This window comes from Ramlibacter alkalitolerans, from assembly GCF_016722765.1.
GTDB classification, from domain to species: Bacteria; Pseudomonadota; Gammaproteobacteria; order Burkholderiales; family Burkholderiaceae_C; genus Ramlibacter; species Ramlibacter alkalitolerans.
This window is the reverse complement of record NZ_JAEQND010000013.1, coordinates 1-17,184: the sequence shown is the minus strand read 5'-3', so window position 1 is coordinate 17,184 and position 17,184 is coordinate 1. Positions and strand designations below refer to the sequence as shown.

28 protein-coding genes are annotated in these 17,184 nt (G+C 64.8%); 13 read left to right on the top strand and 15 right to left on the bottom strand.

The window, feature by feature from the left end:
- Positions 1-50: 50 nt before the first annotated feature.
- Complete coding sequence (locus JI746_RS28070) at positions 51-179, bottom strand: hypothetical protein (RefSeq protein WP_269129488.1); 129 nt, start codon at positions 177-179, stop codon at positions 51-53.
- A gap of 118 nt (positions 180-297) precedes the next feature.
- Positions 298-612, bottom strand: coding sequence for a hypothetical protein (locus JI746_RS21365; protein WP_201692314.1), 315 nt, complete (start codon positions 610-612; stop codon positions 298-300).
- A gap of 124 nt (positions 613-736) precedes the next feature.
- Here JI746_RS21365 and JI746_RS21360 point away from each other — a divergent pair, with 124 nt between their 5' ends.
- The gene (locus tag JI746_RS21360) at positions 737-1,174 is read left to right on the top strand and encodes a helix-turn-helix domain-containing protein (RefSeq protein WP_236600033.1); all 438 of its coding nucleotides are present in this window, start codon (positions 737-739) and stop codon (positions 1,172-1,174) included.
- Positions 1,175-1,242: 68 nt separating this feature from the next.
- Here JI746_RS21360 and JI746_RS21355 read toward each other — a convergent pair whose 3' ends face one another.
- Both JI746_RS21355 and JI746_RS21350 read right to left on the bottom strand, forming a co-directional pair.
- Positions 1,243-1,494, bottom strand: a complete 252-nt coding sequence (locus JI746_RS21355) for a hypothetical protein (protein WP_201692312.1) — start codon at positions 1,492-1,494, stop codon at positions 1,243-1,245.
- Positions 1,495-1,613: 119 nt separating this feature from the next.
- A complete protein-coding gene (locus tag JI746_RS21350) occupies positions 1,614-2,129 on the bottom strand; it encodes a hypothetical protein (RefSeq protein ID WP_201692311.1) in 516 nt (171 codons plus the stop codon).
- A gap of 125 nt (positions 2,130-2,254) precedes the next feature.
- Between JI746_RS21350 and JI746_RS21345 the strand changes: the two genes are divergently transcribed.
- Both JI746_RS21345 and JI746_RS21340 read left to right on the top strand, forming a co-directional pair.
- Positions 2,255-2,566, top strand: a complete 312-nt coding sequence (locus JI746_RS21345; RefSeq protein ID WP_201692310.1) for a hypothetical protein — start codon at positions 2,255-2,257, stop codon at positions 2,564-2,566.
- Positions 2,567-2,594: 28 nt separating this feature from the next.
- On the top strand, positions 2,595-3,827 hold the full coding sequence (locus JI746_RS21340) for a hypothetical protein (protein WP_201692309.1): 1,233 nt from the start codon (positions 2,595-2,597) through the stop codon (positions 3,825-3,827).
- A 59-nt stretch (positions 3,828-3,886) separates the two neighbouring features.
- Here JI746_RS21340 and JI746_RS21335 read toward each other — a convergent pair whose 3' ends face one another.
- The 6 genes from JI746_RS21335 to JI746_RS21310 all read right to left on the bottom strand — a co-directional run bounded on the left by JI746_RS21335 (position 3,887) and on the right by JI746_RS21310 (position 6,839).
- Positions 3,887-4,225, bottom strand: a complete 339-nt coding sequence (locus JI746_RS21335; RefSeq protein WP_201692308.1) for a hypothetical protein — start codon at positions 4,223-4,225, stop codon at positions 3,887-3,889.
- A 28-nt stretch (positions 4,226-4,253) separates the two neighbouring features.
- Entirely contained in the window at positions 4,254-4,493 is a 240-nt protein-coding gene (locus tag JI746_RS21330) for a nicotinamide mononucleotide transporter (RefSeq protein ID WP_201692307.1), read from the bottom strand.
- Positions 4,494-4,543: 50 nt separating this feature from the next.
- Positions 4,544-4,819, bottom strand: coding sequence for a hypothetical protein (locus JI746_RS21325; protein WP_201692306.1), 276 nt, complete (start codon positions 4,817-4,819; stop codon positions 4,544-4,546).
- Between the two features lie 75 nt (positions 4,820-4,894).
- A complete protein-coding gene (locus tag JI746_RS21320) occupies positions 4,895-5,416 on the bottom strand; it encodes a hypothetical protein (protein WP_201692305.1) in 522 nt (173 codons plus the stop codon).
- A 78-nt stretch (positions 5,417-5,494) separates the two neighbouring features.
- Positions 5,495-6,421 carry a DNA-binding protein gene (locus tag JI746_RS21315; protein ID WP_201692304.1) on the bottom strand — a complete coding sequence of 309 codons (927 nt, stop codon included), beginning with the start codon at positions 6,419-6,421 and terminating at the stop codon, positions 5,495-5,497.
- Between the two features lie 103 nt (positions 6,422-6,524).
- Positions 6,525-6,839, bottom strand: coding sequence for a hypothetical protein (locus JI746_RS21310; RefSeq protein ID WP_201692303.1), 315 nt, complete (start codon positions 6,837-6,839; stop codon positions 6,525-6,527).
- A gap of 198 nt (positions 6,840-7,037) precedes the next feature.
- Here JI746_RS21310 and JI746_RS21305 point away from each other — a divergent pair, with 198 nt between their 5' ends.
- The 3 genes from JI746_RS21305 to JI746_RS21295 all read left to right on the top strand — a co-directional run bounded on the left by JI746_RS21305 (position 7,038) and on the right by JI746_RS21295 (position 9,366).
- On the top strand, positions 7,038-7,988 hold the full coding sequence (locus tag JI746_RS21305) for a tyrosine-type recombinase/integrase (RefSeq protein ID WP_201692302.1): 951 nt from the start codon (positions 7,038-7,040) through the stop codon (positions 7,986-7,988).
- 98 nt (positions 7,989-8,086) lie between these two features.
- Positions 8,087-8,587 carry a hypothetical protein gene (locus JI746_RS21300; RefSeq protein WP_201692301.1) on the top strand — a complete coding sequence of 167 codons (501 nt, stop codon included), beginning with the start codon at positions 8,087-8,089 and terminating at the stop codon, positions 8,585-8,587.
- A 338-nt stretch (positions 8,588-8,925) separates the two neighbouring features.
- On the top strand, positions 8,926-9,366 hold the full coding sequence (locus JI746_RS21295; protein WP_269129487.1) for a type II TA system antitoxin MqsA family protein: 441 nt from the start codon (positions 8,926-8,928) through the stop codon (positions 9,364-9,366).
- Between the two features lie 10 nt (positions 9,367-9,376).
- Here JI746_RS21295 and JI746_RS21290 read toward each other — a convergent pair whose 3' ends face one another.
- The 5 genes from JI746_RS21290 to JI746_RS21270 form a co-directional block, all read right to left on the bottom strand.
- A complete protein-coding gene (locus tag JI746_RS21290) occupies positions 9,377-9,736 on the bottom strand; it encodes a hypothetical protein (RefSeq protein WP_201692299.1) in 360 nt (119 codons plus the stop codon).
- Between the two features lie 198 nt (positions 9,737-9,934).
- A complete protein-coding gene (locus JI746_RS21285; protein ID WP_201692298.1) occupies positions 9,935-10,519 on the bottom strand; it encodes an RNA 2'-phosphotransferase in 585 nt (194 codons plus the stop codon).
- Between the two features lie 11 nt (positions 10,520-10,530).
- Positions 10,531-10,671 (bottom strand): hypothetical protein, encoded by a 141-nt coding sequence (locus JI746_RS21280; protein ID WP_201692297.1) that lies wholly within the window; start codon positions 10,669-10,671, stop codon positions 10,531-10,533.
- 197 nt (positions 10,672-10,868) lie between these two features.
- On the bottom strand, positions 10,869-11,321 hold the full coding sequence (locus tag JI746_RS21275) for a hypothetical protein (protein ID WP_201692296.1): 453 nt from the start codon (positions 11,319-11,321) through the stop codon (positions 10,869-10,871).
- A 252-nt stretch (positions 11,322-11,573) separates the two neighbouring features.
- Positions 11,574-11,828, bottom strand: a complete 255-nt coding sequence (locus JI746_RS21270; RefSeq protein ID WP_201692295.1) for a hypothetical protein — start codon at positions 11,826-11,828, stop codon at positions 11,574-11,576.
- A gap of 295 nt (positions 11,829-12,123) precedes the next feature.
- Between JI746_RS21270 and JI746_RS21265 the strand changes: the two genes are divergently transcribed.
- The 7 genes from JI746_RS21265 to JI746_RS21235 all read left to right on the top strand — a co-directional run.
- A complete protein-coding gene (locus JI746_RS21265) occupies positions 12,124-12,717 on the top strand; it encodes a hypothetical protein (protein ID WP_201692294.1) in 594 nt (197 codons plus the stop codon).
- Complete coding sequence (locus JI746_RS21260; RefSeq protein WP_201692293.1) at positions 12,714-13,181, top strand: hypothetical protein; 468 nt, start codon at positions 12,714-12,716, stop codon at positions 13,179-13,181. Before JI746_RS21265 ends, JI746_RS21260 begins: the two co-directional genes overlap by 4 nt.
- A 70-nt stretch (positions 13,182-13,251) precedes the next feature.
- Positions 13,252-14,289 carry a hypothetical protein gene (locus JI746_RS21255; RefSeq protein ID WP_201692292.1) on the top strand — a complete coding sequence of 346 codons (1,038 nt, stop codon included), beginning with the start codon at positions 13,252-13,254 and terminating at the stop codon, positions 14,287-14,289.
- A gap of 7 nt (positions 14,290-14,296) precedes the next feature.
- The gene (locus JI746_RS21250) at positions 14,297-15,241 is read left to right on the top strand and encodes a hypothetical protein (RefSeq protein WP_201692291.1); all 945 of its coding nucleotides are present in this window, start codon (positions 14,297-14,299) and stop codon (positions 15,239-15,241) included.
- 7 nt (positions 15,242-15,248) lie between these two features.
- On the top strand, positions 15,249-16,190 hold the full coding sequence (locus JI746_RS21245) for a hypothetical protein (protein WP_201692290.1): 942 nt from the start codon (positions 15,249-15,251) through the stop codon (positions 16,188-16,190).
- Positions 16,187-16,654, top strand: coding sequence for a hypothetical protein (locus JI746_RS21240; RefSeq protein ID WP_201692289.1), 468 nt, complete (start codon positions 16,187-16,189; stop codon positions 16,652-16,654). Before JI746_RS21245 ends, JI746_RS21240 begins: the two co-directional genes overlap by 4 nt.
- A gap of 73 nt (positions 16,655-16,727) precedes the next feature.
- On the top strand, positions 16,728-17,184 hold a 457-nt coding region (locus JI746_RS21235; protein WP_201692288.1), incomplete at its 3' end, for a hypothetical protein.

The window sequence follows — 17,184 nt, the reverse complement described above, 5'->3', positions numbered from 1 at the left end:
AGGAAACGGGTTTTTTAGTCGTCGACGTTCCACGTATAGCGAAAGGCCGGCTAGAACGGCGCTCTGTCCCCGTTGAAGCGATGCCACTCCGGTTCGGAATTCAGCCTGCTGGCAGCGGCGAGCCAGCCGATGGTGACGGCAACGAGCGTCAGGCCGACGGCGATGAAGAAGTGGAGCATTGGGCGGGCTCTGTGATGGTTGCGACTAACCATATAGAGAACAGGGGCCCGCACCGGTGCTAGGCGCCAAATGCTCGCCGCACCAGGGTAAAGAGCCCCTGGTGCCCTGAATCGAAAGCTACGGCTCGAACGGCAGCGACACGTCGAAGTACGCGTCGGGGAGCTTCTGGTCGCGCAGGGCCTTCTCGCGAGCAAACGAGCACGCGCCTTCCCACCGCTCGATGGTGGCGCGTTCATTCACTGGCCACCGGGCGGGGTCTGTGTCGTCGGTCAGCTCGCACGCACGCTGCCACGCCCAGTAAGCAGCCGCCACATCACGCTCGGAGCCGAACTTGTCGACGAGTGCGGCCAGGAAGACGCGCTCGCATTCGCGGAGCTCGCCAGCCGCGATGCCGCCTGCGCCAAGAAGCATGATTTCAACCGAATTGGTCATGTGATGAAGTTTAGGTGCTCAACGGCGGCCTATGCATTGACGGTCTGCCTGCGCTATAACAACAAAATTGCATTTTTCGGGCCCTATGATTGTGAGCCATCGAACTTTGGAAGGAACAAGTCGTTTGAACGTCGCAGCTGTATTGAAGACCGAGATGTCGCGGATTGCACGCAAGGAGCTCCGCGCAGAGACGGAAGGCCTGAAGAAGGCTGTCGCGGGCTACCGCCACGAAATTGCGGCGCTCAAGAGAGACGTCGCGGGCCTGCAGCGGCAGCTGAAGGTGCAGGCCAGGCACGTGGCAAAGGTCCAGCCTGCCGAGCCGGCACCGGCAGAAGACGGCCGCCAGCTTCGGTGGAGCCCTGAGCGCTTCGCCAAGCAGCGCCAGAAGCTGGAGCTCTCGGCTGCGGACTTCGCCAAGCTTCTCGGAGTCAGCTCACTCTCCGTCTACAAATGGGAGCACGGCCAGGCCAGGCCGCGGCAAAGGCAACTGGAAGCCATCGCGGCGGCGCGGAAGCTCGGGAAGAGGGAAGCCCGCGCGAAGCTCGAGGAGCTGGCGGGCTAACGCTGCAGGGCCCTCTAGGCAAGGCGCCGACGAAGCGCTGGCGCGGTCAAGAAGCCGCGCCACTTCTTTCAGGCCGGGGGAAAGCGAACCGCCAGGGCGAACTCCAGGTTCCTCATGCCCCACCAACCCATGGCCGCGGCGGCAGAGGCCACCGTGAGCACGGAACCCAAGGCCGGAACAAGACCCTGCTGACAGTCGGGTAGCGGCAGCAAAGGTGCGATGCAGGGGATGGCCACCGCAAGGCCGAATGCGAGCCCGCTCTTGCAGAGTGCACGCCGCCTGAAGGGCGACAAGGGGCGAACGGATTCCGACAGCTTCATTGAGGCTCCAGGTGTTGTTGCCTTCGTATAGCTACCCGGGGCGGCAACGGGTGCTGTAACCGGTACACAAGTGCGCCTCGAAAGCTGGAAGCCCGCGAAGCTCGAGGGGTTGGCGGGCTCTAGTGGAGCGACTCGGGCGGCGCCGGCAAGACGTTGGCCAGCTGCCCCACGGCGGCGTCCGCCTGCAGCAGCACAACCTCTGCGAGCACGCGCTTCTTCTTGGAAGGCGGCTTGGGCCGAATAGGCGCCTGTAGGCTGAAGATGCCTTCGTGCGTCTCCAGCTGCACCGCCAGCACGTCCTGGCGCCCGGGGTAGGCCGCAAGCGACCCGTATTGCTCCAGGATGTCTGAGTGCCTGGGCATGTCCTTCGCGGGCAGCGCCCACGCCTCGATGACGCTCACCACGAAGTCAGCGTGATGCATGGCGGCCAAGAGGCGCGCCTGGTGGACAGCCCGCGCGCGCCCATCCGGGTCCACGGTGTCAATCGTCACCTCGAAGAGCTCACCGGTGTCGCTATTACCGACAAAGAACCGAGCCGGCACGGTGTTCCCGGATTCCAGCAGCCCTTTGGCCCACGCAAGGGCGTTATCGACAGGCTCCTGGAACTGCTTCGGGATTCGGCTGCGCCACGACATGGGCCCAGTCTAAGCGCGCAAGACCGGATTCATCTGTATAGCTAACGACAGGGCTCGTCGGCGGTCTATCTGGAGCGCGCTCGCTATACGCGAGACACATCAGAAAACCGATTCGCGAGACCCCTGTGAACATCCCGTACGAAATCTATCGACGCGAAGGCTCCGAGCAGCGAGTCCTGTCCATCAACGCTGGCCTGCTCGCCGGCAAGCCAAGTTTCCGGCTGATGAGGGGCCGTGCCGCCAAAGGGGGCAAGCTGCGTCTGGAAGTGCGCTCCGAGCACGCCACCCTGGTGCTGGACGACCTGCCGAAGGACGTGGCCACGGCTGCCCTGCGCGGGCACGCCTTTCTCGCTGAATTCAATTCCTTCGGCCTGAAGGCCGCCCACGGCATCTGCATTCCGCGCGAGCGCACGGCACGCACCGACGCCAGCCGCTGAACCGATAACCACCCCACGAGCACGACAAATGAACGCCTTCGACACCGTAAAGAACTTCTTTTCCGGCGGCCCCAAGGTCGAAGTGGAGCTGCGCGGCGAGCCTGTGGATGCAGAACGCCCCGTCGCACGCAACAGCCTGCGCGTGCTGGGGGGTCTGGCCTTCGCGGTCACGCTAGGTGCTCTGGGCTCCATGTACCTGGCGCATGGGCAGACGGTCGCGGGAAAGGTCGCCGGGGGCTTGGACCCCGTGGAAAGCGCGATTGCGGTGGCCAAGTCCATCCCGGCGCCCTGGACCAAGAAGCTGATGATGCTGGACTTCCAGGTAACCACAGATGCCGAAAATGAGGGCGGCTACAAGGCCATCGCCATGGCCAACAAGCTCGGCTACGCCATGCGCTGCCAAGTGCACGTGCACCCGGACGCCAACTTCTTGGATGGCAAGGACTTCGACCCGGAAGGGCTCAGTACGGAGCACAAGCTGGAGTTCGTGCTGCTGCATGAGACCGCACATTGCTACTCGGGCGAGAAGCGCGGCGATGTTCGGCAGGACATCCCGCTGCCCGATGGCTACGTGCAGCGGCCCAGCGCGATTGCGGGCCTGTCCAACGACCAGCCGCTGCCGGAAGCCGTGAGCACGCTCGCGTCGGAATCCGAGGCCGACGTCGCTGCCATCGTCTGGATGGCCAAGCGGCACCCTGAGCTCAAAGACAGCATCGCGCAGACCATCCTGCGCGCTCGCCAGCACGAACAGTCGATGAACGAGGGCGGCATCTCCGAGCACTACACGGCCGCTGCCGTGAACTTCGCTGCGGAGAAACTCGCAAAGCTGACGCCCGATGAAGTCAAAGCCCTAAGCGCCGACAACATCCGCGACATCGCCTACCAGGCCTCGCTGCAGTCGGTGAAGAACTTCCGCGATGCTGTGGTGCCGTTGCGCACACAAGTCTCCCGCCCTGGCGACCCGAAGTCGAACGTGTACATCGTCACGCGCGTGGGCGGAGTGTGGAACACGCAGCTGGTCGCGCAGCTCTCCGGCGCGCCGGCAACGCCGCACGGCATCCAGGTGCCTGTGCAGCAGCTGCCCCGCATCGCGCGCGCGGCCGCGGAAGTCCCGGCGCCGGTGCCCGGCCCGCGGGAGATGACCGGCACGGCGCTGTACGGCAGCGGCCTGTTCGCAGGTGCACCTCGGGTGGAGCAGGAGCCCGCCGCGCAGCCCAAGGTCGCGCCCGCGAAGCGCCCTGGCAGCATGTTCGACCGGTAGGAGCCGCCAGGCACAGAAAAGCCCGCTCCCAGCGGGCTTCTTCGTTCTCTGGACTCGCTTCAGTCCTCTGGCGGCAGGCATCCGACCACCTGGCGCAGCGCGATGAACGCCTGGCCAGCCAACACCGCCGCGATGCACGTGACGAACGCCAGTGCAAGCCTCACGAAGTGCGCCTCATCCGGCGCGGACGCAGCAAGAACCGCGAAGAAGCTCTCGGGGGCCGGGTCGCCGGTGAAGTAGAGGGCGACGAAAGCCGTCTGGGCGACGGCCACGCAGCCGAGCATCAGGTTCAGGAGCCGCTCGCGCAACTCCAGCAGGCGCTGCACGGGCTGGTTTTCACCGCCGGGTCCGAGCACGGAACTGTGAAACAGGAGCGCAAGGTAGCTGTTGGTTTTCATGTGCAGTCGCCAACGTGAGCGGCACTGCTTACCACTGCAGAAGGCCCTTGAGCGACAGGGCCAAATACGCCACGTACATCAGGCCCAGCAACCCCAGGCGCGTGCGCGCCGTCAGCACGATGAGGGCGAGGTTGGATATGGTCCAGAACACGAAGCCCAGCGCGTTCTTTTCGGTGACAAGCCACGTGCCCGCCAGCCCGAAGAGCAAGCCAGTTGCTTGCAGGATTTGGTTTAGGCCGGGGCGGGCCAGCTTGACGCTTCTTGTCATTCAACTCGTGTAGTCACTCGGCTTCTCGGCCAGCGCTGAGGGCAGGGGCCTCAGCCTTCGGTGGGGTGCCATTCCAGCTCCTCGCACAGCTCTTGCAGCGTCAGCCAGGCGGCCGCCGTCCAGACCCACGTCATGAGCGAAGCGCCGGCGAGCTGCTGCGGCAACTCCGGGGACATCTCGCACAGCCGGGCGAACAGCGTTGCCGGTGAGGGGCCGACACCCGCACATGCGGCCAGGCCGAGGACCACCGTCAAGGCGACGAGCAGCTGCACACGGCCCTGCGCCTCGCGGATGCGAGGGGGAACAGGCCGGCCAGTCGTGCTCATTTCAGCTTCCTTCCAGGGCGTTTACCACGTGTAGCGACCGACCCGCGCAACGGGTGCTGGCAGTGGCTTCCTTTGTCAGGCCGCGACGTCCGCAGAGCCCCGACCAGCCAGACCGTCGAACAGCGCAGCCTTTTCAATTTCCACTGCGCGCAGGATGTCCCCGACTTGGACCTCGCGAACGGCCCCTACGCGATTGAAGTACTCGCGGACCGCGGGGCACTCTGCCCCGAGCGACAGCATCTTGCGCACTTCGGACGCCGTGGGCGCGGTGAACAGCCACAGGTCGTCGCGCGCGGCGCGCAGAGGCGCCAGCCCCGCCAAACTGACGAGCATGGCGAGCACGACGGCGCCCCAGTACGCGGCGTTGTCCGCGTACTGCGGCAGGCCCATGAGAAACACGACAAGCCCTGCAAACCCCACCAGCATGCACGGGGCCGAAATACGCTTGGTTCGCGTGAAGGCGGAGTAAGCCTCGGCGCGCGCAGCATCCAGTTCCACCTGGTTGGCGGGCGGCGATTGCCGAAACAGGCCCATCCGGGGACGGTCGGGGCTGGGGTTGCCTCTGGGGCCCAGGGCGCGGTCGAATTCTGAGGTCATTGCACAAGTTCCGTTTTGCAGTTGAGACCCCGTATAGCGACGGCTCGGTGCAACGGGTGCTGGCAGCGGCACTGGCCCTTAAACGCCGGCGGGCGGTTGCTTGTCCTGCCCGTCCGGGTGCAGAACCTTCTGCAGCAGCTGCTGGTTGTTCTGCAGCGCCTGCTGCAGCTGTTTGTGCAGGTCGGCCACCCGCTGCGCCACCGCGTCGCGTTCGGCTTCAGCGCCGGCCAAACGCTTTTCCGCCTGCGCGAGTTGCGCCTGGCTCGAAGAAGCACGCCCTTCTTCCGCCTTTAGCCGCTCTTCGACGCCTTCCAGGGACTCCAGGCGGCCCTGCAGGCGCGCCATGTCACGCGCCGAGGCCTCGGCATGCCCGTGGGCTTCCTGCAGCTTCTGGCGCGCATCCGCGAGCTCCTGGCCGCTCGACGCGAGCCGGGCTTCGAGCTGTTGCTCGCGCTGGGTGGACGCCTGCAGGCGCTGCTCGGCAAGCGCCAGTTCGCGCCGCGCCGTCTCCGCGCCCTTGGCTGTTTCGTGCAGCTCGCGGGTCGTGTCGTGCAGCTGCTGGCGCAAGGATGCTTCCAGCCCGGCGTGCTCCGCCTGGTCCGCTTTCAGCCGCTCGATGAGCTCGCGCGCGCCGGCGAGCTCTTCCTGCAGCCGGTCATTGTCCTGGCCGAAGGTTTCGATTCGGCCCCGCGCCTCGACGAGCTCCTCTTCGAGGCGGGCAGAGCGCTCGTTCACCAAGCGGTTCAGCTCAGCGCCCAAGGCACCGAGCACTTCAGGCGACAACGCGGCAGCGGCGTCTGGCGCGGGCGCCTGCTCTGCACGAATTTCGTCCATATGGTCGGAGATGGTCTTCATCGACCCCGTATTGCCGAGCTCGACGCGGACGTCCCGCAGAGTCGGCTTGGCACCTCTGCCTACCAAGCGCTGCATGGCCGCGCGGACCTGCTCCTTGCTCACGCCCTCACGCCCGGGTTTCACTGCCGTGCTCATCTTCGCGCCTTTCATATCATGTCATATTGTATCATCGCATATCATACCATATCGTATCGAAGCAGTGCAACAAAAAGCCGCCTCAAAGGGGCGGCTTTTGTGTAGCAGTAGAGGCGTATCAGCCAGCTGAGGCCGAGCTGGGCTGCGCAGGCCAGGCCGGCCCAGCCTGTTCCGGGGCGTCCTCGGAGCGCACACTGAGGCCAAACCGCTTACACATCGCCTCGTACGAGGGGTAGCGGGTGCGCAGTTCCCGGCCAGCAGCGACCATTTCGCGCTCCAAGGCCAGCAATGCCAGAACGACGAGCTTCTCGTCGCCGGAAGCACGATTCCGCCCCGACTCGTTGATTCCGAGCTTCGTGAGCGTTACGTCCCAAGTCGCGGCAACGTCGCCGTCGAGGACGACATTCACCCGCCGTTTGCGTTCTTCTGCCATATCAGCTCCTTTCAGCCGCGAAACGCTATTTTCGCATAGCACATGCAGAACAGCAACCGATTGCGAAACTTCCGTGGCGTTTACGTCTGGTAATTTTCGGCGCCAGGAACGCCGTGGCTGCGCTGGGTCGGACCCGCGGCAGGGGGTCGCGACAGTCGGTTATGGCTGGAATACACTATTCCAGATATAATGATGAGCATGAAGGCGCCTACGCGGCTTGGAAAAGATGCTCTCCAGCGATTTGAGGAATGGCTTCGCGGCCAGACCTTCGCTGACCGGCCTTTCTCAGACGGCACGATTGGCAGATATGTGCGCTCGGCACGCACTTTCGTCGATTTCTGCAATTCCGCGCAGTTGAAGCATTTGGACGAGGTGAATGCCGCTTGGCTGCGCAATCTGCTCTATTCCACCAAGGACGACGGTTCTGCGCGTTTCAGCGCCGCAACGCGCATCGTCATGCAATCCGCGTTGAATCTGTTCTATTCGTGGGCCATGCGCGAAGGCTTCGCTTTCGACAACCCGGTGGAGCGCCTGGCCGAGGAGCGTGCCAAGGACCGCAAGGCGCTGGGCCGCGGCGGCCGCCGGCCGGCAAGGCTGCCCAAGGTGCTGTCCTGGGAGCAGCAGGACCACCTGATGGCCATCGTGCAGGGCAACCCGCGCAAGTTCACCGCGGCGCGCGACAGCGCCCTGACAGGCCTCACCCTTCTTGCCGGCCTGCGGCGAGAGGAGCTGTGCGACCTGCAGACGCCGGACGTCGACCTCGCTGGTGGCCAGTTGCGCGTCACGGGCAAGGGCAACAAGGAGCGCCTGGTGCGCTTTAACGCGAAGGAAGCTCTCGGGGCCTGCGAGGACTGGATGGCCGTGCGCAAGGAGCGCGGCTGGAACGGCAGCGGGCCGTTCTTCCGCACCGGCACGGGCGAAGCGATGACCCCGAGCCTCGTCTACCAGCAGGTGAGCTCGTACCTTGCCAAGCTCGAAGAGGAGCAGGGTTTTCCGCTACCCAGCAAGGGACCCCACCTGCTACGCCACACCAGCTGCAGCGCCCAACTTGCGAAGGGGGTGCCCATCACCACGGTGCGAGCCAATCTGGGGCATGAGAGTCTGGCCACTTTGACGCTTTATGCGCACCTGCTGCCGCCCAGAACGTGAGCTACGCGGCTGCGGCAAGTCGGGCCGGGGAGAGGGCGAGCAGCACTGGCGCGAAGGGTGAGTCGCTACACGTGGAACACACACACCACGGAGCAGCAATGAGCCCTCAAGACCTTTTCAGTCAGCACTACATCGCAACGAGCGAAGAGCTCAAGGGTGCCGCGGACGCGTATGAGCGCAAGCGGCAGCGCCGCGAGCGTCAAGTCCCCTGGATTCGTGCCGGGCTGGGTGTTCTGGCCGTGCTGCTCCTGCGCGCGCAGGCCTACGCGTTCGAAGCGCACCTCAGCCCCTTCTGGGGGATTCTCATGTTCCTCACGCTAACGGTCTGCGTCATCGGGGCAGTTGTGCTCGCGCTCGGACAAGACTTCGGCCTGGAACCGGATGACTCGGCGCAGCCCCTCTTCGGCGACGAAGCGAAAGAGCTGCTCGCAATGTGCGAGGACTGCAGCGAGGTGCGCCAGTACGTCGCCCAGGTGAACGCGGTGCGCGAGCTTTGCTTCGGCGACTTCTCGCTCGCCTGCGACATGGCCCACAACAGTGCAACAAGCAAGAGCGGCGCAGCCGCCTTGCAGAAGCTCAAGGCAATCACTGCGGCGTAGTGCGCGCAGGAGAACCAGCGTGACCGGCTACAAGTTCCTGGACTTTCTCGTCTACCTCACCGGGGCACATTGGTGGTACTCCTGTGCGTCGCGCTCTGGGCGGCGGCCACCGGCCCGTCTTGCAGCGAACGCGGCGGCCACGAGGTTTACCGCGGCACGTCCTTGATGCCCACGCGCGTCGGCAAGGCGCACTTCCTGCGACCGTTGGCACGATACGAGTGCGTGGTGTCGAAACCTACTCGGTAGGAGCTCTTGCCACTGAGCTGGCGAGGACAGCACCGTTTTCGCGCGCCGTTCGCTACATAAGGTGAAACAATACAACACCGCCGGAGCACGAAATGACTACCTGCCGCGCCTGCCATACTGGAACGATGCAGCCCATCGAGCGCGTGGAGCGCTTCAACCCGCCGACTGGAGAAGTCGCGGTTGTCACTCTCGCTGCGCGCTGCGAAGCGTGCGGGCACGAGAGCGTGCTGGTCAGCCAGATGGCGGAAAACATCGCGCGCCGGCGTGCGCGCCACCAGCACTACGGACCGCACCTGCTCGGAGAAGACATCTTTGCATTCAGGCGGAAATACGGGCTCACAAGGGCCGCGGCCGCTCGAATCATCGGCAAGAGCCCACGCACATTCTCTCGCTACGAGACCGAAGTCAGCTTCCCGAACGACGCCACCAGGTGGGCCCTGGTGCGGGCCATGCAGCACCCGGAGTTTCTCAAGGACCTGGCTGCGGCCGCCGGTGTAGAGATTCCGCTGTGGAGCGCGCGCAACCCCGCGTGAACCGTGGACGTCACTTCGTCTTGTCCAGCACTTCGCGCTGCCGGATGTACCACCCCCGCAGGAGCAGGGTCGTGCACTCGTCGGTGGAGTTGAACTTCTGGCACCGCTCGTAGAACGCGTCCCGCAACCCCAGCGCGCTGCGCGCCTGTTCTGCAGCAGTCACTTCCTTCGGCAACTTCGCATCGAATGCCAAGCAGGCATCGAGTTCGTTGATGCGCATTATTCGCAGGCACTGGTGCTGAGCATCGAAGATGGCAGCGGCTGTTTCCGCGGCCCTGCCGCCCATGCCGGCCTTTTCGCGCTCCATCTGCAAATGCTCGGCAGCACCCCAGACCGCGCTCAGCAGGATGGCCCCGCCGATAACAGCCAACAGGCGCCCCAGCGGGCCTGCGTCGCTCCAACCAGAGGCGGACGCTAGCCACAGCTGGAATCGTAGGAGCCCATTGCGAACAGATGCCATGTGCCCCGCCAGACGTGCCGATGCAGCACTGTAGCGAGGCTGCTTGCAGCGTTCAACGCCTCGAGTGAGGAGCCTCAGACGGCGCAATCTGCCAGGGCAGCCGCTGCGCTACCGAGCCTTCAGGTACTGCGCGGGCACATCCGAGACGAGCCAGACGCCGTTGTCCGCCAGCGAGAACTCGTAGCCGTCCTGGTGCATGCGGGACGCCGCCACTTCCAGCACCACCGCACGTCCGTGCCGGGAGCCCGTGCGCAGGGCGCCTTTCGCGTCGGAGTACAGATGTACCGCATGCCGGCCCATGGGCTTGAGGCCTTCCTTGGCAATGGCCCCCCAGTTCTCCCACGCCGTGCCGTGAAACAGCGAAGCAGGGGGTTCCAGCACCGGGTGCCCCAAGTCGACCTCGAGCGAGTGCCCTTGAACTGCGCGGATGCGCTGCCCGTCCTCGGAAATCGCGAAGCGACCCTTGTCGTTGCCGGCAACCACCTTCTCCACAAGCTCGCGCGTGATGCGCGGGGCAGTGCGCAGGCGCTTGGCGGCTGTCGGAGCGCGTCCTGCCTTGGCCAGGCCGTGAAGCAGGTCGTCAATGCGCACCCACCCGGCGGAGTCGAGGCGAAGGCCCGCCAGCTCCGGCTCGTGCCGAAGCACCTTGGCGAGCAGCTTGCTCACCGAGACAAGCTGGTCTTCCTCGACCACGCCACCACCTGTCAGCGCAGCAGCACCACCGCAGCGATGCCGAGCACGCAGCACACGGCAGCCACGCCGGCGGCACCGAAGATGAGGACGTTGCCAGCGCGCTGCTCGTTGGCGAGGAAGCGATTAAAGGCGGGAATGCGAAGCTTCTTCATGGCTTAGGAAGGGAAGAAAGGCCCCGGCAGGGGGCCTTCCACGGGCACGGTTTGGGTCGAGAAGTCCTGCTCGCCGTGCTTGGCCTCGGTTCACACCGCTTGGCGTGGGACCCGGCAACCGAAGCGCCTTCATGTCCATTTTGACACCAAGCAGAGCAGAGCGTTCGCCCTGCTCAAGCCTTTTATTCGCGGAGCGCTCAGGCCTTGCGATGCGCGAGGGCCCAGACCAAGGCGCCGACGGCGATGAAGGGTGCCGCGATGAGGGCAGCCAGGCCGATGAAGGGCGCGGCGAGCAGCTTGAGGACGAACAGCACCGGGGACGGCTCGCTTGTGCTTTCGGCCGTTGCAGGCGCCGCATGGACGGCAACCGTCACGGCGATGTCAGCTCGCACGGGTTCGGCCACAGCCAGCTCCGGCCGCGGGGCGGGCTTGCGCAGTCCCTCGGTGGCCACCCACAGCAGGATGCCCAGGCCCACGAAGGGCAGGAGCACCGCATAGGCCAGGCCGATGAACGGGGACACCAGGAACAGCGCCATGTTCTTCAGCAGCGCGAGCGCCTTGCAGGCGCCGATGGACGCGAAAACGGCGCGCGTCGAAGCGGTGGAAGCCACCGGGCCGTTGAAAGCGAGGGGTGCGCGCAGTGCTGTCATGTTCTGCTCCATTTTTTGTTTTGGTGCAAAACACAGCGCATAACTCGTGCCACGCCGGTGGGCCGACACAAACCTATTTGGATTCAAGCACTTGCACGCGCACGCGCATTTGCCCCGGCGGAATGAAGTACATGCCTTGCATGCACCTATTGCTGCCCGAGGAAAACCGGTCGAATGAAATCAATGGTTTAGCACGCGCATGGATGTATATGGCACGTATGCGCCAATTAGCACAGCGCAGCGCCGGTCGGCTTAATCCACGCGCAGCGCTTCGGACCAGTTGCAGCGGTCCCCGTTATTCCAGCGTCTGCGCCATTCGGCCAAATAGCCGTACGTCCCCACATAGTCGTCGGCGCGCTCGCGCAGTGTTCGAACGTCGCCTGCTTGACGATTCGCTTCGCTGAACAGGGCGATGGCCTCGCCCTTGAATGTCACCAGCAAGACAGGTACCGACTTGCCCGCAACCAAGCGGGTGTCGGGCACGTAGGCGAAGTCGGGCGAGGTCAAAAGCGGCTCCTTTCAGGGAATTCAGTCCGTATAGCTACCAAACAGCCGAGAAGGCGCTCCTTGCCCGACACGGCACGTCGCTTTTTTGCACCACGGCGGGGCGTCTGCGGGCGCGAATCTGTCGCTGGCTCATCCTTTCGGACTAGGCACAAACCCGGGCCTTTACACAATCAGTTGATGTTCCTCAACCTACTGTTGCGCATAGGTACGGCTGCGTCCGAAACACCTTTTTACATTCAGCTCTGCCGTAGCATAAATCGGGCGCCCCCGCGCCCCAGGGATGGGACTGAAGTAAATGCAGCACCTCGAAGCCGCTTTCAAAAGACTCCGAGCAACCGCCGGCAACGCGCAGCAGCAGCTGGACCCAGCATTTGCAGGCGAATTTTCCGTTTCCCTCAACCACGCGCTACTGGAGCCCGGCGGCCGCGTCGGTTTTCAGGACTGGGCCGCAGAGACCCAGGCGCGCAAGGCATTTACCCGCTGGGGCCTGGACGATTTCAGCCACCTATGCGCCTCGGCGGCCAGGTTCGCCGGCGCCTGGACTGTGCTGTGCCTCAAGGGTCATCTTCGACTGCTACAGCTTGAGCGCCCGGAGCGCCTGAGTACAGAAGAATTCAGCTATCTCCTGGCGGTGCGGTCAGGGGACACAGCACGTGCGGCACTGCGCTTTGCGCACAGCGACACGGCGCAGCTGGTTCATCTCGAGACGAGGCTCTGGCTCATCGAGGCGCACGCGCCAGTGCGGGAGCACGACTTCAGCGGATTCCCGGCGGCGGTCCGCGACAGCCTGCACGCGCGCCAGGGCGGCTTCTTGCGACTTTCGGGCAAGCCGCGGATGCAAGGCACCCGAAGCCACCAGCGTGCCACCGCATGTGAGGTCTGCGCATGATGGCTGACCACAACGTGCTCACCCTCAGGCCTGCGCCGGCTCGCCCCCGGGCAGCTCGCCGCTTCGTCGACGTGCAGCTGAAGGACCAAACGCCGCGCGGGGCGGCGGACGAACTCGACCCTCGCGCGCTTGAGGCCGCTTTTCCGCTGGACAGCGTGCTGACGGACATCGACGGCCGCGTGTGCTTCAGCCACCCCACACGCCTGGAGCAAGCGCGAACCATCTTCGCGCGCTGGGGCCTTCGCCTCTACGACTACTGCGGCAGCATGGACGAATTCCTTGCAGCCTGGTACGCCGTGACCGGACGCAGCCATACCGAGCTGAGCACACTGCTTGCCGGAACGCCTGTGGCCATGACGTCGGAGCATCAGGAGTATCTGCGGGCCGTGCACGCAGGCGACACGGGCGGGCCGCCAAGCTCCTGCCGCACTCGCAGACCGCCGGGTACATCCAGCACGAGCTGAAGCTCGCATGCATCAGCGCGGCAGAGACCGAGCGCCGGCGCCGTCTGAACCGAATGCGGGCGGTGCGCAGATGAACAACGTCATCAAGTTCCCGAATCCCGGGCGCGCACGCACTCAGCGCAGCACACAGGGCGATAGTCGCCCAGTCGTAGTGGGCCTTCTCGCTGCACAGGCGCACGGCCGACCGACCACCAGGCGGCTCGCGCGGCACTGGCCGGAGCTGCCCGATGTCGTGCGCAAACGCCTGCCGCTTGGATGCTCGCACCTGCCGCCGGTCACCGTCGGCGTGAAGACGGACCTGCGGGTGCCCTTCTTCGAGAACCGGGAAGACTTCCTCAACGCCGCGGACACTTTCGAGCGCTGGGGTCTCCGCTTGGACGACTACTTCCATAGTTTCGAGCACTTCGCCGCGGTGCTGAACATCCTGAATCGCTATGGCGCCCGCCTTCTGGGCCTCATCACCAGCGATGGAGAACATCCAAAGGTCAGCTCCGTTGAACTGTCGTACCTTCGCGCTGTTCGCGACAACGACCGGGGGCTCGCAAGGCAACTCTTTCCGCAAACGACGTTCGCGCGTCAGGTGGAACATGAGATTGCGGTCAACAAACTCGAACTGGCGCTCGCGGGGGACAGCCAGCAGAAAGACCGGCCCGACGCGCGCCAGAACGCGGTCGTGGCGTACCTGCTTGCGCAGCCTTGCACCTTGGGCTCCGACCGGACACTTGGCTCGCTGATTCAGGAGCTTTTTGACGCGAGTCACGCCGACAAGGGTGCTGGCGAGTGCGTCACTGTATGGATTGGGAAGTACGGCCACGCCGCACGCAACTTGCAGAAGTCAGGCCTGCAGATTTGCCGCGACGTGCCCGAGCCCGGCGAGTGCGCGCTCCTATTCCATGCGAAATACCTGCAGGCGCGATTGGACCGCTCGGAGCTTCGCGTAGAGTGGCGCAAGCACCTGGGGCGCTACATCGGCTTCGACCAAAACTGGCGACTGCTGTTGGAAGAAAACGTCACCAATCCACGTATGCCGTCGTTCTGGAAGCACAATCTCATCGGACATGAGGTCCCGGGCCAAGGCACGCTCGCCACCAACTTCGGGCGCCTCTAAATGAGAAATGAGCAACGTCATTGATTTTAAGGCGGCTCTCGCGCACGCGCGCCAGAAAGTGCCTGCGCCAGGCAAGCCGCAGCCGCAAAACACGGACGCCTCAGGCGAGTTGCAGGCCACTCGCCTCAGCTTGAGCTACTACGAGGAAGACCGCCAAGCCGTCTTTGAGGACCAAGCCGAGCACGCGCGCAACGCCGAAGTGTTCGCGCGCTGGGGGCTGCGCCTGGACGACTACATGCACAGCGTGGACGACTTGTTGGCCGTGCTGAGCAGCTCGGTGCACTGGCACCACTTGCTGAATGACAAGAAGGCGGCGATTGGCCCCGCGGACCAGCGCTGGCTCGCCGCGGTCAGACGGGGAGACGGCTCGGGCGCCGCACGCCTGTTCGCCGACACAGAGGCGGCCGCGCGCCTCGCGGAGCGGCTTTCGCTCAATCGCGCGCAGGAAGCAACGCTCGCAGCACGCGTGTCTCGCGCGGATGCGCGCCAGAACGCGGTCTTTGCGTACCTGCTGGAAGGCCCAATCCGCCCCGGCGGCGCGAGCGCGCTGGACGTGCTCGAGGAGCTGTTCGCCGGCTACCGCCAGTCCGAGGCAGAAGACCCCATCCTGGTGCTCGGCGCCTGGCTCACGAAGCAAGGCGACACGGTGACGAAGAACCTCGACAGCCGCGGGCTGCAGCTTCGCACCGAGTGTCCCGTGCGCCGGGAAGTCGGTGTGCTTGTGAACTGGGCCAACCTCGAGCCCCGCATGGCGCGTTCGCGGCTGAAATCCGACTGGCAGACGCTGCTGGGCCCCTTCATCGGCTTCGACCAGAACTGGGGGCTGCTCATGCCCGCCGACCTTACGTTTCATGACGCAGCGTGCCGCGCGCAGGACATTCCTCTCGTATGGCATCGCGGCGGGGCAGTGCCCGATGGCCCGCAGGGCGGCTTCGGCTTGCGCACCGTTTGAGCCCGACATGCCCGCAGTCGTGAGTCTCCTGGACGCGGCCAAGGCCCGTGGCATCGAACTTCCGCACCACACGCAATCGTCGCAGGAACCAGCTGGTGACGACTTGCTCTATGACGGCAAGCTCGCATTCGGCCTCAAGGATATGCACGCGGACAGCCAGGGAAGGGTGTTCTTCTCCAGCCCGAAGGCGCTGCAACTGGCAAAAAACGTGTTCGCCAACTGGGGCGTGGACCTAGACGACTACACCGGCGACATGCGCGAGTTCCTGGCAGTCTGGTATGCCCTCTGCGGCAAAAGCTGCTCGGACCTCAGCCTCTCGGTGAATCACGGCATCAAGAGACAGTCGGAACACCAGGAGCGATACATCCGCGCCGTCGCAGCCGGTGACCGCCAGCTGGCCAGGAAACTGCTGCCCTCGTCGGAGACGGCAAAGTTCATCGCCGATGAAATCCGCAAGAGCCGCCTGGAGCAGCAGGTGGAGCAGCGCCCCGTGCGACCTGACGCGCGAGAGAATGCAGTGGTCGCTTTCCTGCTGGCGCAGCCTGTCGCACGAGGCTCGAACACCAGCATCGGCGATGCGTTCGATGCCATGTTCGCGCAACATCGTGACAGCAAAGACGTCTTTCCTACGTGGGTGTACGACCGCTTTCGAAAGGCGCACGGGCAGAAGGCACCCGACGCACTGTGGAGACAGGGGCTTCACATAATGACGGCCGGGGGCTGTCCGGTCGGCGGCGAGGTGGCGGTGCTGTTCCACTGGGAAAACCTGCAGCGCCGCATGGACCGCTCCAAGCTGAAAAACGATTGGCGTGCCCTTCTGGGCCCCTTCGCGGGCTTCGACCAGCGCTGGCGCCTGCTGATGGAAGCAGACCTCGCTGCGTTCGCGGCGGAAAACCCGCACGTACCCGCGGAGTGGAAGCGCCCGCCGACAGCACCTACTCCGCGATGAGCCCAATCGCCAGCCTGGCGGATGCTCGGGAAGACAAACGGGCGCAGTTCATGGAGCGCGCCTTCCGCCTATGCACGCCCATCGACTTCCCGCGCCAGGAATTCGACCACGTGACCGGCGCGGCAATCTCCGCCGAGGGCGTTGAGCTGCTTCGCGAGATGTTCACCATGTTCGGTGTCACAGGACTGGACCCGGATACCGGCGACTTCGACACCGTGCTGAACACCTGGTACGTCCTCTCAGCCAGCGTGTTTGCTCATGCGCGCAGCGACAGCATTTACCAGGCCCTGAACGCGGCACTGCAGGACACCTGGCACCCGGAGTACCGCGACTACATCGAAGCCCTGAAATCGGGCCTTCAGCCGCGCATCGACGAAGCGGCCGCTCGAATGGGGCTCACGCTTGGAGTCCCTGAAGGGACGCCGTGGCTCTGGGAGTTCGGGCCCGTCAAGCGCCAGACGTGAGCCGCGCGCGAGCTTGCGTTTGACCTCGCAGTTGACGCCGACCGACAATGAAGGGCTCAACGAGGAGAAGAAGTTGACGACAGTTAAGAAGTGCGAGCTGCTCGCCAAGCTGGTGCTGCTTGCGGCGATGGCCGCACCGGCGCTCGCCGAAGCCGGGCCCTGGCGGTACGAGACGAAGAAAGACAAGATGACGGGTGTTGCCATCCGCTATGCCCGCAGCGACGCCAACAACACCTTGCGGCTGCCCTTTCCCTATTCAGGCGCGACGCACGGACGCATCACGGTGCGGGACCGCGACGGTGTGGACGTCATGGTGCAGGTCGACCAGGGCCAGATTCTTTGCCACGACGACTGCAGCGTGCTGGTGAAGTTCGACGACCAGGAAGCTGAATCCTTCGGCGCCAGTGGCTCGAACGACCACGACCCCACGACCATCTTCCTGGACGACGCCGTGAGCTTCGTGGAGAAGGCACGCAACGCCAAACGCATCATGGTGCGCATGCTGATGTACCAGGCCGGCCAGCAGACGC